This window comes from Flavobacterium sp. WC2509 (assembly GCF_052683105.1).
In genome coordinates this window covers 366,355-382,030 of record NZ_JBQZFG010000001.1, presented here as the reverse complement: position 1 = coordinate 382,030, position 15,676 = coordinate 366,355, and the positions used below count along the sequence as shown (strand labels likewise).

At 37.6% G+C, this 15,676-nt stretch carries 8 protein-coding genes; all 8 read left to right on the top strand.

The genetic code is table 11. The features are described from left to right. Positions 1 to 134: 134 nt before the first annotated feature. The 8 genes from cslA (at position 135) to ACUN3A_RS01340 (ending at position 15,589) form a co-directional block, all read left to right on the top strand. The gene (gene cslA, locus ACUN3A_RS01375; RefSeq protein ID WP_445549559.1) at positions 135 to 2,270 is read left to right on the top strand and encodes a chondroitinase-AC; all 2,136 of its coding nucleotides are present in this window, start codon (positions 135 to 137) and stop codon (positions 2,268 to 2,270) included. An 88-nt stretch (positions 2,271 to 2,358) separates the two neighbouring features. Further along, a complete protein-coding gene (locus ACUN3A_RS01370) occupies positions 2,359 to 4,269 on the top strand; it encodes a glycoside hydrolase family 97 catalytic domain-containing protein (RefSeq protein WP_445549558.1) in 1,911 nt (636 codons plus the stop codon). 250 nt (positions 4,270 to 4,519) lie between these two features. After that, positions 4,520 to 5,245, top strand: a complete 726-nt coding sequence (locus ACUN3A_RS01365; protein ID WP_445549557.1) for a CBM96 family carbohydrate-binding protein — start codon at positions 4,520 to 4,522, stop codon at positions 5,243 to 5,245. Positions 5,246 to 5,567: 322 nt separating this feature from the next. Next, positions 5,568 to 6,293, top strand: coding sequence for a CBM96 family carbohydrate-binding protein (locus ACUN3A_RS01360; RefSeq protein ID WP_445549556.1), 726 nt, complete (start codon positions 5,568 to 5,570; stop codon positions 6,291 to 6,293). 330 nt (positions 6,294 to 6,623) lie between these two features. Continuing rightward, a complete protein-coding gene (locus tag ACUN3A_RS01355) occupies positions 6,624 to 10,385 on the top strand; it encodes a CBM96 family carbohydrate-binding protein (protein WP_445549555.1) in 3,762 nt (1,253 codons plus the stop codon). Positions 10,386 to 10,507: 122 nt separating this feature from the next. Then, on the top strand, positions 10,508 to 12,025 hold the full coding sequence (locus ACUN3A_RS01350) for a hypothetical protein (protein ID WP_445549554.1): 1,518 nt from the start codon (positions 10,508 to 10,510) through the stop codon (positions 12,023 to 12,025). Positions 12,026 to 12,208: 183 nt separating this feature from the next. Further along, positions 12,209 to 13,534, top strand: a complete 1,326-nt coding sequence (locus ACUN3A_RS01345; protein WP_445549553.1) for an alpha-L-fucosidase — start codon at positions 12,209 to 12,211, stop codon at positions 13,532 to 13,534. A gap of 540 nt (positions 13,535 to 14,074) precedes the next feature. Next, positions 14,075 to 15,589 (top strand): alpha-L-fucosidase, encoded by a 1,515-nt coding sequence (locus tag ACUN3A_RS01340; protein WP_445549552.1) that lies wholly within the window; start codon positions 14,075 to 14,077, stop codon positions 15,587 to 15,589. Positions 15,590 to 15,676 lie beyond the last annotated feature (87 nt).

Sequence of the window (15,676 nt, the reverse complement as noted above, 5' to 3'; positions counted from 1 at the left end):
CCATAAAAGAGAAATAATATTTTAAACTCTTTAGGATTAAGTTCTTGTAGTTCTACTTCAAAAAAATAATGTCAATTAATAGCTCTGGAGCCTGTGCCCCAAGGTAGCTTGTATAAAAAAAACTCTTTATTCAAATGAAAAAAAAATATAATCAATTCCATTTTTCTCACGCTGTATTGTTTGTGTTTTTCCTTATGGGAGGAATTAACACTGCTTTTTCTCAAATGAATAAGAGCATAGTTTCCCAAACAATTACTGATAAAATAGTAAAGGACTTGACACGCAGCCTGCCGGACAGTAAGTTAGTTGATAAAAATTTAGCTACTATAAAACCAGATGGAAGCTGGCCGGACATAGAGTATTCGAGTAAAGAATTTGCTGTTTGGCCTCCAGAGAAACATTTGGTAAACATACAAACGCTTATTAAAGCTTATGTCACAAAAAATAGCAGCTATTATGCCGATGATAAAGTATTTAAAGACATCACTAATGCATTGCAATATTGGTATAATTTAGATCCAAAAAGCGATAATTGGTGGTGGAATCAAATCTGTACACCCAAATCGATAGGTGAATCGCTTATTATGATGAACTATGGCAATAAGAAAATCGATGCTTTACTGCAGCAAAAACTTATTGAAAGAATGAAACAGAGTGATCCTGAAAAATGGACCGGAGCCAATAAAACAGATATTGCACAGCATTTTTTCTACAGAGCTTTATTGACTGAAGATGATGCCTTACTGAATTATTCTTTAAAAGAATTTTTTAGTCCAGTTAGTTTAGTTTATAAAAAAGAAGGTATGCAGTACGATAACTCTTATATGCAACATGGACTACAATTGTATGTTGGAGGTTATGGTACCGTATTTCTAGAGGGTGTTTTTAAAGTAGCTAATTATGTAAATGGGACTCCCTATACCTTAAGTTCTGATAAAATGGCACTTCTGTCCAAATTTTTTAAAGACACCTATCTTAAAACCATTCGTTCGAAATACTCTGATTTTAGTGTTATGGGACGTAGTTTAAGCAGGCCAAATGCGTTGGATATGAGTGGTGCAGGTGGTAAATTATTGCTTGCAAAAGAGGTCGATCCTTTAAACAGGTCGGAATGGGATGCTGCCCAACTGCGAATCAGCGGAAAAGAAACACCATCTTACAAGATTACAGCGGCACATAATCAATATTTTAATTCGGATTATGCCTTGCATCAAAGACCGAGCTATTCGTTTAATGTGCGCATGGCAAGTAAACGCACTATACGTTGTGAAACAGGTAACAATGAAAATTTGTTAGGCCGATATATATCTAATGGAGCAACCAATATCCAAATTACTGGTCCGGAATATTATAACATCATGCCTGTTTGGGAATGGGATAAAATTCCAGGTATAACCAGCAGAGATTATGTGAATGACAAAATAGAGACGATATCTTGGGGTGAGTCCGGCAGTAATGATTTTGCTGGAGGAGTTAGTGATGGAGTTTATGGGGCCAACGGTTATATGCTGAATTTTGATAATCTTCAAGCAAAAAAAGCCTGGTTCTTTTTTGATAATGAAATTGTGTGTTTGGGAACGGACATTAAAAGTGATGAACCAGAAAATGTTAACACAACCATTAATCAGTGCTGGTTAAAGGGGGATACAGAGAGTTCATTAAAAAATAATCCAATAGCAAAAGATACAATAGTTACAAGTAAGGATAAATCAAAAACTTGGTTTTTACACGACAATGTTGGTTATTATTTTCCACAAGGCGGCGATATCACTTTGAGTACAAATGTCCAAAAAGGGAACTGGTATCATATCAATAATTCTTACTCCAAGGATGAGATTACAGGGAATGTATTTAAACTGTGGCTTGATCATGGGGTAAAACCGCAAAATGCCGAGTATGCCTATATCGTACTTCCAGGAGTAAAAAGCGAGAAAGAAATGAACAAGTTTAAAGCGAATGAACTGGAGATTATTGCCAATAATTCGGCTATACAGGCGGTTTACCATAAGCCTTTGGACATACTGCAGCTTGTTTTTTATGAACCAGGTTCCATAAAGGTGGCTTCTACAGAAATAAAGGTTGATAAGCCTTGTATTTTGATGATCAAAAACTTTAGCGGTCAACGCATAATAGCAATGGCTGATCCTTTGTATAAGGAAACAACAGCAACGCTAACCCTTACAAATACAGGTACTAAAGAAGCAACTGAGTTTAAAGTTGATTTTCCTCAAAATGAGTATGCGGGATCTACTGTTGAAGTTAAACAATAAAAGGAGCTCAAATAAAGAACATATATTTTTGATAATGACTTTACTGGTGTCATTAATTTCTATTACTAATGATTTTTAAAAACTAAAAATGAAAAAAACGACCTTTTTAATAATAGCAGTAATGCTCTTATTTACGAAAAAATCTTTTGCAGCCGATGGCTATACGGTTACTTCGCCTAACGGCAAACTTAAACTCAATATTCGCACAGCAGATTCTCCAAAAGCTAAGGGAGAGTTAATTTATGATGTCTCCTATAAAGGAACCCCCGTTATTTTAAACTCCAATATGGGAATCAACGGTTGGGACAGTGGCTTTACAATAGAAAAAGAAGAAAAAAGTACAAATAATACGGTGTGGAAGCCCATTTACGGCGAGCGTTCCGAGATACATGATAATTACAATCAAACCATATTCATCGTTAAGCGAGAAGGGAAAGATTCAAAATTGCATGTTGTCGTACGTGCTTATAATGAGGGAATCGCTTTTAGATATGTATTTGCAGAAAGAGAAAACGCAACAGGATACAGAAGAGGGGGAGATTTTATGAAAATTACCTCAGACAAGACCACGTTTGCGGTTCCCGAAAAGACTTTTTGTTATCTGACCTATACGGCTCAGGGGATTCCGGAATTATTGCCGATTAAGGATTGGAAAGGGGAGGCAGAAAGACCTTTGACATTAAAATTCGATAATGGGCTTTATGCAGCATTGGGTGAAGCTGCTTTAGTGAATTTTTCACGTACCAAATTCAGGGTTGAAAAAGGAGAAGAAAACATTATCCGCAGCTCTATGTATGATATGGTCGAGGAATTTGCTCCTCTTGAAATGCCTTGGAAACTGATTATGGTTGCTGAAAAGCCTACTGATTTATTGGCCAATAATGATATTTATCTAAATCTGAATCCTGAATCAAAAATCAAAAATACGGATTGGATCAAGCCAGGAAAGGTTATGCGTATAAATTCGCTCACTACAAAGGCTGGAAAAACTGCGGTTGATTTTGCCGAAAAGAGAAAATTGCAATACGTGGAATTTGATGCAGGTTGGTATGGTGCCGAAACAGTGATGAATTCAGACCCTCGTCGATATGACCGCGTGGATCCTGATCGTTCTTTGGCGAATGATTTGAATTTGGAAGAAGTTATAAAGTATGCAAAATCCAAAGGAATTGGTGTTTGGGTGTATGTTAATCAAAGGGCGCTGGAGAATCATCTCGATGAAATTCTGCCGCTTTACCAGTCATGGGGAGTTGTGGGAATTAAGTTTGGCTTTGTGAGCGTGGGGAGTTATCGATGGACAACATGGTTGCACGAAGCTGTTATCAAATGTGCCAAGTACAACCTTATGGTTGATATACATGATGAGTACCGCCCTACGGGATTCAGCCGTACCTATCCTAATTTGTTGTCTCAGGAAGGAGTTCGTGGTAACGAAGAATTTCCAGATGCAAACGTTAACACTACTTTGCCATTTACCCGTTTTCTTTGCGGTCCGGCAGATTACACCTTTTGTTATTTTACTCGTAAAGAGTTTAGGCCGAGTCTTAAAGAAGAACGCTCATTGAAAAACACTTCAGCACATCAATTGGCCGCTACAGTGGTGTTCTATAGTCCATTACAGTTTTTGTATTGGTACGATGGCCCTTCAGATGTGTTGGATGTTCCTGAATTAGCCTTTTTTGACCAACTGCCTACAGTTTGGGACGACACCAAGATTTTGAGTGGAATTATCGGTGAATCTATAGCCGTGGCACGTCGTAGTGGCAAAAAATGGTTCGTGGGTTGTATAACTAATAATGAAAAACGTACGATCGACTTTTCGTTTGATTTCCTGGATCCTTCCAAAAAATATCAGGCAACTATTTATTCTGATGGAGGAGAAAATGTAAAAACACCAACGCATGTCAAAATAGAAAATAAGAAGGTTTCTTCTGCTTCGAAGTTAAAATTAGAATTGCTTGCCAGAGGCGGTTGTTCAATGATCGTCGAGGAAATTTAAAAAAGAATAAAGAGAGAAGAATAGAGAGAGAAGAATAAAAAGTAGAGAATATAAGAATAAAAAGGAAGGTATAAAGAATATATAAGGATTAGGATTGAAGATGCCACTACATCGGAAGATAGAAAGAAAGATGGAAAGATGGTGTAGTGGCTAAAGTTAATTTGTTAAATGAGTTTTATTTTAAGGCTCATAGAACAATCCAAATGTTGAAAGTAATTAAATGATTTATTAAATAACTAAAATAAAAATTATGAGAAAGAATTTATTTTTAATGGCATTTTGCTTTGCAAGTTTTACTATCGTTCAGGCGAAAACAGTATCGGTTGTATTAAATGCAAGTGATGATAAATTAAATCCTGAAGTAAAGGGTAAATCACAACAAGCGGTTTTGTCTAAAAAAAGAGCTGCTGTTTCTTCTGTAAATTCGGGAATGACTGCAAGTACTGTCGTATTTAAAGAAAACAATCCAGTTGCAACTGTAGCTCAATTAGCTCCTGTGGCGGATTGTTATGTAACTGATGGAGCCAGTGCAGATATGAATTTTGGATCTAATGCCGCATTGGTACTTAAAAAATCTAGTCCTGGATTTGATAGGGAAATTTACATGAAGTTTGACTTAGACGGTACAGATGCTTTTAATAAAGCCGTATTGAGATTGTACATCAGTTTTGCAGGTCCCGCCATCACTACTACAACCTGGCAAGTATATGCTGTACCTATGGATGCTTGGACAGAAAAAGCTATTACTTCTAAAAACAAGCCTGCATCTGGCACTTTGTTAGCAACTATCAATGGTCAAGGCACTAAAACATGGGCAGAATGGGATATTACTAGTCAGGCATTAGCAGAACTTTCGGGAAATAAAAGATTGTCGCTTCGTATTGTTTCTACAAATGCTACTGGTGCGGTTGATGTAACATTTGTTTCGAAAGAAGGAGAAGCAGCACTTCGTCCACAATTGGTATTATCTAAATAAAGGTTGTTTAAGGTTGATTTTCCTCAAAATGAGTATGGAGGCTCTATTGTTGAAGTTAAAAAGAAATGAAGAGGTAAGAGTGAATATCTGAGAGTCAAGAAGAGTAGAGAATAAAGATTAGAGAATAAAGAATATAAGAATAAAAAGGAAGGCATAAAGAATACATAAGAATTAGGATTGAAGGTGCCACTACATCGGGAGATAGAAAGATGGTGTAGTGGCTTAAGTTAATTTGTTAAATGAGTCTTATTTTAAGGCTCATGTATTAATCCAAATATTAGAATTAATTAACTGATTTTTAGAATAACTAAATTAAGAAATTATGAGAAAGAATTTATTTTTTATGGCATTTTGCTTTGCAAGTTTTACTATCGTTCAAGCGCAAACAACATCGGCTATATTAAATGGAAGTGATGATAAATTACATTCTGAGCTAAAGGGTAAATCACAACAAGTCGGTTTGTCCAAAAAAACAATTGTTGTTTCTTCTGTAGATTCGGGAAAGATCGGAAGTCCTGTCGTATCTAAAGAAAACAATCCAATTGCAATTGTAGCTCAATTAGCTCCTGTGGCAGATTCTTATGTAACTGATGGAGTTAGTGAAGATACCAATTTTGGATCTAATGCCACATTAGTACTTAAAAAATCTGGTCCTGGATATGATAGGGAAATTTACATGAAATTTGACTTGGAAGGTGCATGTGCTTTTGATAAAGCTGTACTGAGATTATACATCAATTCTGCAGCTGCCGCCATTACGACTACAACCTGGCAAGTATATGCTGTGCCTTCAGATTTTTGGACAGAAAAAGCTATTACCTCGAAAAGTAAGCCTGAATCTGGTACTTTATTAGCAACTATCACTGGTCAAGCCGTTAATAGATGGGCAGAATGGGATATTACTAGTCAGGCATTAGCAGAACTTTCGGGAAATAAAAGATTGTCGCTTCGTATTGTTTCGACCAATTCTGTTGGGGCAGTTGATGCAACGTTTGTTTCGAAAGAAGGGACTTCAGAACTTCGCCCACAGCTGGTATTATCTAAATAAGGGTTGTTTAAGGTTGATTTTCCTCAAAATGAGTATGTAGGTTCTATTGTTGAAGTTAAAAAGAAATGAAGAGATAAGAGTGAATATTTGAGAGTCATGAGACAAGAGTAGAGAATAAAGATTAGAGAATAAAAAATATAGAATATAAGAATAAAAAGGAAGGCATAAAGAATACATAAGAATTAGGATTGAAAATGCCACTACATCAGAAAACAGAACGTATCTGAAGTGGCTTAGATTAATTTGTTACATGAGTTTACTATTAGGCTCATAGAACAATCCAAATGTTGAAACCAAAAAACTATTTAAAAATTATTAATTAATTTAATTATGAAAAAAATTTTATTTTCAATGGTAGTTTGCTTTTTAAGCTTTACTATGGTTCATGCAAAAACACCGTTTTTTGCACTAAATGGAAGTTCTAATAAGTCAAATCCTCAGATAAAGAGGAAGTTGCCTCATGTCGGTTCGGTCACGAAAAGAGCTGTTCTTTCCTCTTACTATGTTTCTCCTACAGGGAGTGATTCCAATTCAGGGATGTCCACTACAGCGCCTTTCAAGACAATTAATAAAGCTGCTTCAGTTGCTCAGGCTGGTGATGTATGTTATATCATGCGTGGAGTGTATCGTGAAACGGTTACTCCTGTAAATTCGGGATCTACCGGAAGTCCTATTGTATTTACAAAGTATAATAATGACAAAGTGGTAATAATGGGTACCGACTCTATTTCAAATTGGCAACCTTATAAAAACGGAATATATAAAGCCTATGTTCAAGGTGCAGTAACACAATTGTTAGTAAATAATACGCTGGGACAAGAGGCGCGCTACCCAAATTCAGACGGAAATAATTTAAGTACCGCAAGTTGGGCACCTGTTACTATTGATGCCAGCGGGAATGCCACGATTACAGGTCTAAGTTCATCTTCCAATTATTGGAAAGGGGCAACTTTTTTAGGCATTGTAGCTAAAAAATGGGTATCAGTTAATGGAGTAGTCGATGCGTCGAGCGGCAATACAATACATTGTATAACTCGTTCTTCAGCATGGCCAGGTACGTATTCAGCCAATTATATTGGTAGCGGTAAAGGATATATTACGAACCACCTCAATGCTCTTGATGCTGTGAACGAGTGGCATTGGCAAAAGGATACATTATACTATTATCCTCAAGATCCTTCTAAATTGGCTCAATTACAGGCCAGAAAACGCACGAATGGTTTTGATTTGTCTTCTAAATCTAATATAAATATTACTGGAATAAATTTCTTGTTTGCAAGTATTAAGATGGAGAATTCTTCAAATTGTACCATTGACGGTGTAAATGTATTATACCCAACCCCATATAATAAAAATTTTAAATATGGATTCCAAAGAACTGATTTTAATTTATGGGAAAATAAAGGTGTGTCTATTTCTGGAACGAACAATATTGTTAAAAATTCGTACATCGCTCATAGTTGGGGTGATGGAATAAGTGTGGGTGGGACAAATAATACGGTGGACAATTCTTTGGTAGAAGATTGTGATTGGATAGGTAATGATAATGCTCCAATAAATGTTATTGGATCGGGTCATAACATTACGCATTCCACATTACGTAATGCAGGACGATCTTCAATTGTCCACCGTATAAGCCCGAATACAAATATTACCTATAATAACATTTCTGACGCTGGATATATTACGTCAGATCTTGGAATTACTTATACTTATGGTACAAATGGTCATAAGGCTCAAATAGCCTATAATTGGGTACATGATAATCATGCGGAGAACTTAGGTGAGGGAATTTATCTGGATAATGCCGATACGCTATTTGTTGTGCATCACAATGTAATATGGAAAGCGGTAACGGCTTTACGTACCAATATGCCAGCAGTAAATCACGAAATTTATAATAATACTGCTTGGTTATGTACAAATAGTATGGGTGCTTGGGGTGTTGCTGGGACTACTATTGTAAATCAAACTGTACGTAATAATCTTTCGGATAAGCCATGGAATCAATATACTACAGCCAGTAATAATCTTGTGACATCTAGTCCAGGGTTTACCAATCCTACTAATAATGATTACACACTACAATCAACATCGCCAGCAAAAGATTATGGTGTTGCAGTTCCGGGAATCACAGATGGTTTTGTGGGAACAGCTCCAGACGCAGGGGCTTATGAATACGGAGGCACCAATTGGGTACCCGGTTCTACGGTTCAGTCTAAAACAATTCAGCAAATTCTATTAGGTGCAGTAAAATTACCGCAAACAATAACTTTTAACGCATTATCAAATGTATTAAATGGTAGCTCAGATATTACCTTAACTGCTACTTCAGATTCAGGTTTACCGATTACTTATACGACTTCTGATGCAAATGTTGCCACCATAGTTAGCGGTAAATTACATATAGTTGGATTTGGCAGCTGTACCATTACAGCAAGTCAGGCAGGAGATAGCAATTATGATGCTGCATCGAGTGTAAGCCAGTCTTTACAAGTTAGTAACTCAATTATATTACCTCCTGTGGCAGATGCTTTGGTACGCGATGGGAGCTCTGCAGCTCTGAATTTTGGTACATTGAGCACATTAGTCACTAAATATGATGGTGTCAATACCGGATACAATAGAGAGACTTATTTAAAATTTGATCTGAACAGTATAAATAACATAGATACTGCCACCTTGCGATTAAACATTGCTGGTGCCGGTACCAATGTAGCTTCTACTACTTGGCAGGTATATTATGTTCCTACAGATTCCTGGACAGAAACGGGAGTTAACTGGACTAACAAGCCTGCATCAAGTACTTTGTTGGCAACCATCAATGGTCAAGGTTCGGGATGGGTTGACTGGAATATCAGCAGTCAGGCGTTAGCAGAACTTTCGGGAGATAAAATAGTGTCGCTTCGTATAGTTTCAACATTTTTGAGCTCAAATGCCGACGTGACATTCAATTCGAAGGAAGCGACCAATTCAACACTTCGACCTCAACTTTTGTTAACAAAAAATCAATTGCCATCCGTGTCTGTTACTTCTCCAATAAACAATACTATAGCCTCAGCTCCTGCGACTTTTACTATTACGGCAGATGCTGCCGATGCTGACGGAACAGTCAGTAAAGTTGAATTTTTTCAGGGGACTACAAAGCTAGGTGAAGCTTTGACTGCACCTTATAGTTATTCGTGGAGTAATGCAACAGCAGGGAAGTATTCAATTACAGCAGTTGCTACTGATAATAATGGTGCTACTACCACTTCAGCAATTGTTACTGTTCTTGTAAATACGACAATCGCTCCGCTGGCAGATGCGTTGGTGCGTGATGGAAGCTCTGCCGATCTCAATTTTGGTACAATGAACACGTTAGTGGTTAAATATGATGGTGTTAATACTGGATATAACAGGGATACTTACCTGAAATTTGATCTGAACGGTATAAATAATTTTGATACCGCCACCTTGCGATTGAACATAGTCGGTGCCGGTGCCAATGTGGCTTCTAACACTTTTAAGGTGTATTATGTACCTACAGATTCCTGGACAGAAACCGGTGTTACCTGGAACAACAAGCCTGCATCAGGTACTTTGTTGGCCACTATCAGCGGTCAAGGCTCAGGTTGGGCTGAATGGAATATCAGCAGTCAGGCATTGGCGGAACTTGCAGGGGATAAAATAGTATCTCTTCGAATTGTAGAAACTACTTTAATCGCAGCTTCCGACGTAACGTTTCGTTCAAAGGAAACTACCGATCCAGCGCTTCGTCCGCAGCTTGTCTTATCTCAAAACTCAGTGACAGGAAAGCAATCATCCTCAGCTAAAATTGCCGCTGTAGCTACAGACGACACAGATAAAAATGTAAGTGTTCAAGTCTATCCAGTTCCTGTAAAAGATATATTGAACATTACTATTAAAGGATATAGCGGTCCTTCTGAAGCAGTTGTGTTTGATCTAGCTGGACAAATGATATTGAATAAAAAATTGGAAAGCAGCGATGCCAAATTAAATGTGTCCACATTGGCAGAGGGAGTTTATTTAGTTAAGATAAGTACAGAAGGAAAGACTTTAACGACGACGAGAATAATAAAAAGAGATTAATAAGTTTGAGGCAATAGAGCATTCCATTATTTTGAGGAATGTTCTATTGCAAAACTTAAAGAATAGCTACTTTTTGAATAACCAATAAGGTGCAATAAAAATTAAAAATTGCTAATAAGTTAATGAGAAAAAAAAATATTTTGAAGTTTTACAGAGTAGGTTTTGCATTTATTTTAATTAATAGCATTGCCATGCCTGTATTTGGCCAAGTGCATGCTAATACTTCTAAGCCAATAGCGGCTGTTATCGGGACTCCTCCCGTTATCCTTACTTTGGGTTCAACCACCGGAGCCAAGCCGATTTCCCCGCTGTTCAGTGGCATCAGCATGGAGACTGAGGCTGTATTGCCACACGAAGACGGCTCGTATTTTTTTAGTGCCAAGAATGAAAAGCTGGTAGCCCTTTTTAGGGAACTGGGTGTGAAGCACTTGCGCCTGGGAGGTAACACAGTGGACGATATGACTAAGACTCCTAGTCTGGCAGATATCGACCAACTTTTTGCTTTTGCCAAACGTGCAGGAGTAAAGGTCACTTATTCCGTGAGACTAAAAAATGGGGACCCTAAAGAGAGTGCCAAAATTGCCAAGCACATCTACGATCACTATAAAGATATAATTACAGGTATAACCATTGGGAATGAAGCCGATCAATACTACGTCGATAAGTTGCCAGAATTTCTTGCGGATGTGAAAGCCCACATTAAAGCCATGCACGATGCTGTGCCTGATGTTGCTATTAATGGCCCAGGTGTTCATCTCAACGCGCCCTGGCTATTGAAGTATTCTCAAACTTTTAAGGGTATGGTGAAGATCGACTATTTCAGTAATCACGCCTACTTCGGCGGTAATGCGTATGGCAATGCAAAACCTCCGGTTGATCGTGACCCAGCTCCTTTATGGAAAGAGATGTTGTCTCCGGAATGGCATAAAAAATATGCCGAGCTTTATAATGGGTTCGGATCAGAGATAAGCAAAGAGGGATTTTCGTACCGTATCGATGAAACGAATAGTTATTACATGGGTGGCGCGCCGGGAGCAAGTAATTCCATGGCTGGAGCCATCTGGGCACTTGATTACCTTTATTGGTGGGCAGAGCACGGAGCGGCTGGCATCAACTTTCACACCGGTAGTACGCTTCCATACAAAAAAGGATTGATTCCCAACAACGCTACCCGCAAGCCCGGTTTTTATGCTGCATTCTGGAATCTGCCAAGCGGCGGCTATGCCACGCAAGCTGTCGGTTATGGTATTAAGGCCTTTGACCTAGGTTGTCATGGCAAACTTTTTAAAGTCGAAGTTAGTTCTGAAGGTATGGCTCAGGTTTCTGCCCACGCCGTGCTTGCTGATGACGGTAGCATATACCTGACCATTCTTAACAAGGAGATCGGAGCCGCTCCGCGTGTCATTATTCTGAAGCATTCTGGTAAGGAAGTGTTTTCCAAAGTCGAATCCCTCTCGCTCGGCGTTAAGGGTAACAACGCTGGTGCAATCGAAGGCTTTAGACTGGGTGGTGCGGCTATTGACTCCAACGGCTTCTGGAAAGGTAAATGGAACGAGGAACGTGCCAAGGGGGATTCTATTTCCGTGACCGTTGCTCCAACCTCTGCACTAATCTTGCACCTAAGTAATAATGCTAAGTAAATATTGAAAGCAGGACTGATAAATCCTCACTATGGAATTTGATATATTTTTTACTAACAAAGTCTAAAGCCTTGAATTTATTGAGATTTTAACAAGGTCGAAAGTAATAAGAGGGAATTAAAAAGAGAGAGGAATGATGATACAAATTAGAAACTATAATTAATTGATCACAATTTTAAAATTATGAAAAAAGTACTATCAAGTCTAGTATTGAGTTGTATTATTACAATGTCTTTGCAGGCACAAACGTATACCCCTTCTGAAGGGAATCTAAAAAACAGAAAAGAATTTCAGGATATGAAGTTCGGGATGTTCATTCACTTCGGACCTTATAGTGTTCTTGGCAATGGGGAATGGGTTATGAACAACACAAACATCACAGTATCAGAATACGGAAGATTGATTAATGTATTCAATCCTCAGGATTTTGATGCTAAGAAATGGGTTGCGATTGCAAAATCGGCAGGTATGAAATACATTACTTTCACCACGAGACACCATGATAGCTTCAGTAATTTTGATACTAAATTATCCGATTGGAAAATTACAAATACGCATTTCAAAAGAGATTTATTAAAAGAATTGGCTGATGAATGTCACAAACAGGGCATTAAGTTATTTTGCTATTATTCACTTTTAGACTGGACAAGAACCGATTACCAATACCAAACAGGGAAAACAGGAAAAGGAACTGGCAGAACTCAAAAAGGTGATTGGAACAGTTACATTAGTTTTATGAAAGGACAATTGACCGAATTATTGACTAATTACGGAGAAATTACCGGAATTTGGTTTGACGGACATTGGGATCAGGTGGATCCAAATGACAAGACAGCAACACCAAAGGTTGAGTGGCATTATATTGAAATTTACAAATTGATTCATTCAATTCAACCTGATTGTCTTATTACAAATAACCGTCATCAGGCTCCTCTTCCGGGAGAAGATTTTCAGGCATTCGAAAAAGATTTGCCAGGTGGCAATACAACTGGTTGGGGAGGAGAGGCTGTTTCTCAACTTCCATTAGAAACTTGCGAGACGATGAATGAATCTTGGGGTTATAATATTACAGATAGAAAATACAAGTCTACTAAAGACCTCTTACATTACATGATAAATGCTGCCGGTTTGAATGCTAATTTTCTATTGAATATTGGACCAATGCCTGATGGAACCATTCAGCCTGAATTTGTGAGTACGTTAGGAGAAATCGGGGACTGGATGAAGAAAAATGGAGCAAGTATTTATGGCACTAGAGGCGGAGTTTTAAAACCGCAAGAGTGGGGAGTAGTTACTGCCAAAGATAAAACTTGGTATGCTCATATCATCAACAAACCGAAACAGGAATCGTACATCTTTATTCCTGATGTGAAAAATAAAATCAAGAACTGTAATTTGTTTAATACAAAAACGGAGCTGAAATTTAAACAGCAGCCTGAAGGTGTTTTTGTTTATTTAGGCAATACTCAGATCGATGCAGTCGATACGATTTTGGAAATACATTTTTAGTAAACTGATAAATAAATTTATTCACTTCGAAGATTTTTTTTAATAATTATATTGGAAAAATGGTTTCGTGGCATTCATTTTAAGCATGTTAGTAGTTTTTTTTAAATAGTGATTTTTTTTGGTTAGTTAGTAAAAGGGCATGAAAAATAGCTTGTGTCAGGGGAAATAAGCTATTTAATTTATGCCCTTTTCAAATACAATCCTTAAATAAAATAAATGCTTTCAAGCTTGATTTTCCTTATAATGAATAAAAAATGGGTCAATAATAGAACTTAAAAATAAGACAAAAGCAATGAAAAATTTAGGAGTTAGTTTTGGTTATGCCGGTATTGTAAAAGGGAGAATCCTTCCGAATCAACTTTTTAAATGCCGGTTTTTTTCTTTTTTGTTGATGATAAATTGAAAGTTACAATTCCCTCCAAAAGCAAGAAGTGGTTTGTGTTTAATTAATTCAATGCAATTAAAATATTTAGAAAAATATACTTTTTCTAATCCAAATTTCTAACCAATTGAAATCATAGTTACAATTAAATTTAGTTTATGAAAAAAGAATTTATTACCGCAAAATTGATTGCCTGCTTATTATTAAGTATAGCATCATCTCCAATTTTTGGACAAGAAAAAGACAAGGATCGAGTTAAACTGGAGCATGGACAAATCGGAAATGTAGCAGATAAAAATGCTACATATACCCATACGAGCAGTCCTGATGCACAATGGTATCCCGATGCCGGGTTAGGACTTTTCGTTCATTGGGGATTGTCATCTGTAAAAAATATGGATGCATCCTGGCCAATGGTAATCGGTTGGGAGCTACGATCGAAAAAAATGGATACACTGGAAATTAAAAGGGTAATAAAGGAGCGGGATTACAAAGCAATAAATGGTAAAAGGACAATTATAACCCCAAATGAATACTGGGCAATGGCAAAGGATTTGGATGCAAAAAATTATGATCCTGATAAATGGATTAAGGCCGCGAAAGAAGCGGGCTTTACCTATGCCGTAATAACCACCAAACACCACGAGGGATTTGCTCTATGGCCAAGTGCTTATGGTGATTTTAGCACTAAAAACTTTATGGGCGGTAAGGATTTAGTGAGACCTTTTGTAAATGCCTGTCGTAAATATGGTTTAAAGGTTGGGCTTTATTTCTCGCCACCTGATTGGTATTTTAACAAGGATTATGAGAATTTCTTTTTTCAGGAGTCAAGAGTGTTGAATCCCACTTTCCCTGAATTGGATGCAAATTTGAATCCTCGAACTTCAAAACCAACTGCCGAAGAAACTGCTAAACACCGTGCTGCCTATGCTGCAATGGTACGTGGGCAATTAACGGAACTGCTCACGAATTATGGCAAAATAGACCTGCTCTGGTTTGATGGCCGTGCAGCAGTAGATAATCCTACCAAGGTGCTCACTCAGGAAGAGATCAGGCGTTTGCAGCCAGGTATAGTCATGAATCCTCGTATGCATGGCACAGGCGATTTTATAACTTTTGAAAGAACTCCTCCTTCAAAGGATCCCGGTGATATCTGGGCAGAGTTCTGCAATACTTGGACAGACAGTTGGAGTAACAGCAATACGCTTCCCTTTCGTTCCAATGCATTTATCTTGGGGCAATATGTTGCCATGCGTGCCTGGGGCGTTAATTATTTGCCAAGTATTGGTCCGAAAGCTGATGGTTCTATGTCAGAAGCTGTGTATCAGAATATGGAAGTTATCGCAAAATGGATGAAAGCAAATGGCAAGGCAGTAAAAAATACAAAGCAATTGCCTACTGATGAAACCGCTTCGGTACCTGCAACGTCAAACAACAATTTTCGTTACCTTTTCGCTATCCCTGAATTTAAGGACAATGGGGTGTTTGAGAAAGACAGGCTTCCGGCCAAAGATATTTTGTTGACCTTAAAAACAGCAAATAAACCAAAGAAAGTCAAGTTGTTGGGGTCAGGTAAATCGTTAGATTTTAGTTATGTTGATCAACAAGTACAAGTTAAACTTCAAGCATCCATACGTACCAATCTGGTAGATGTTGTACAAATTGAATTGTGAAATTAACGAATCGTTTATTTCAGAGACGATTTTTAAAATAAATGCTTTCAAGGTTAATTTTCCTCAAAATGAGTATGCGTAAGCAAC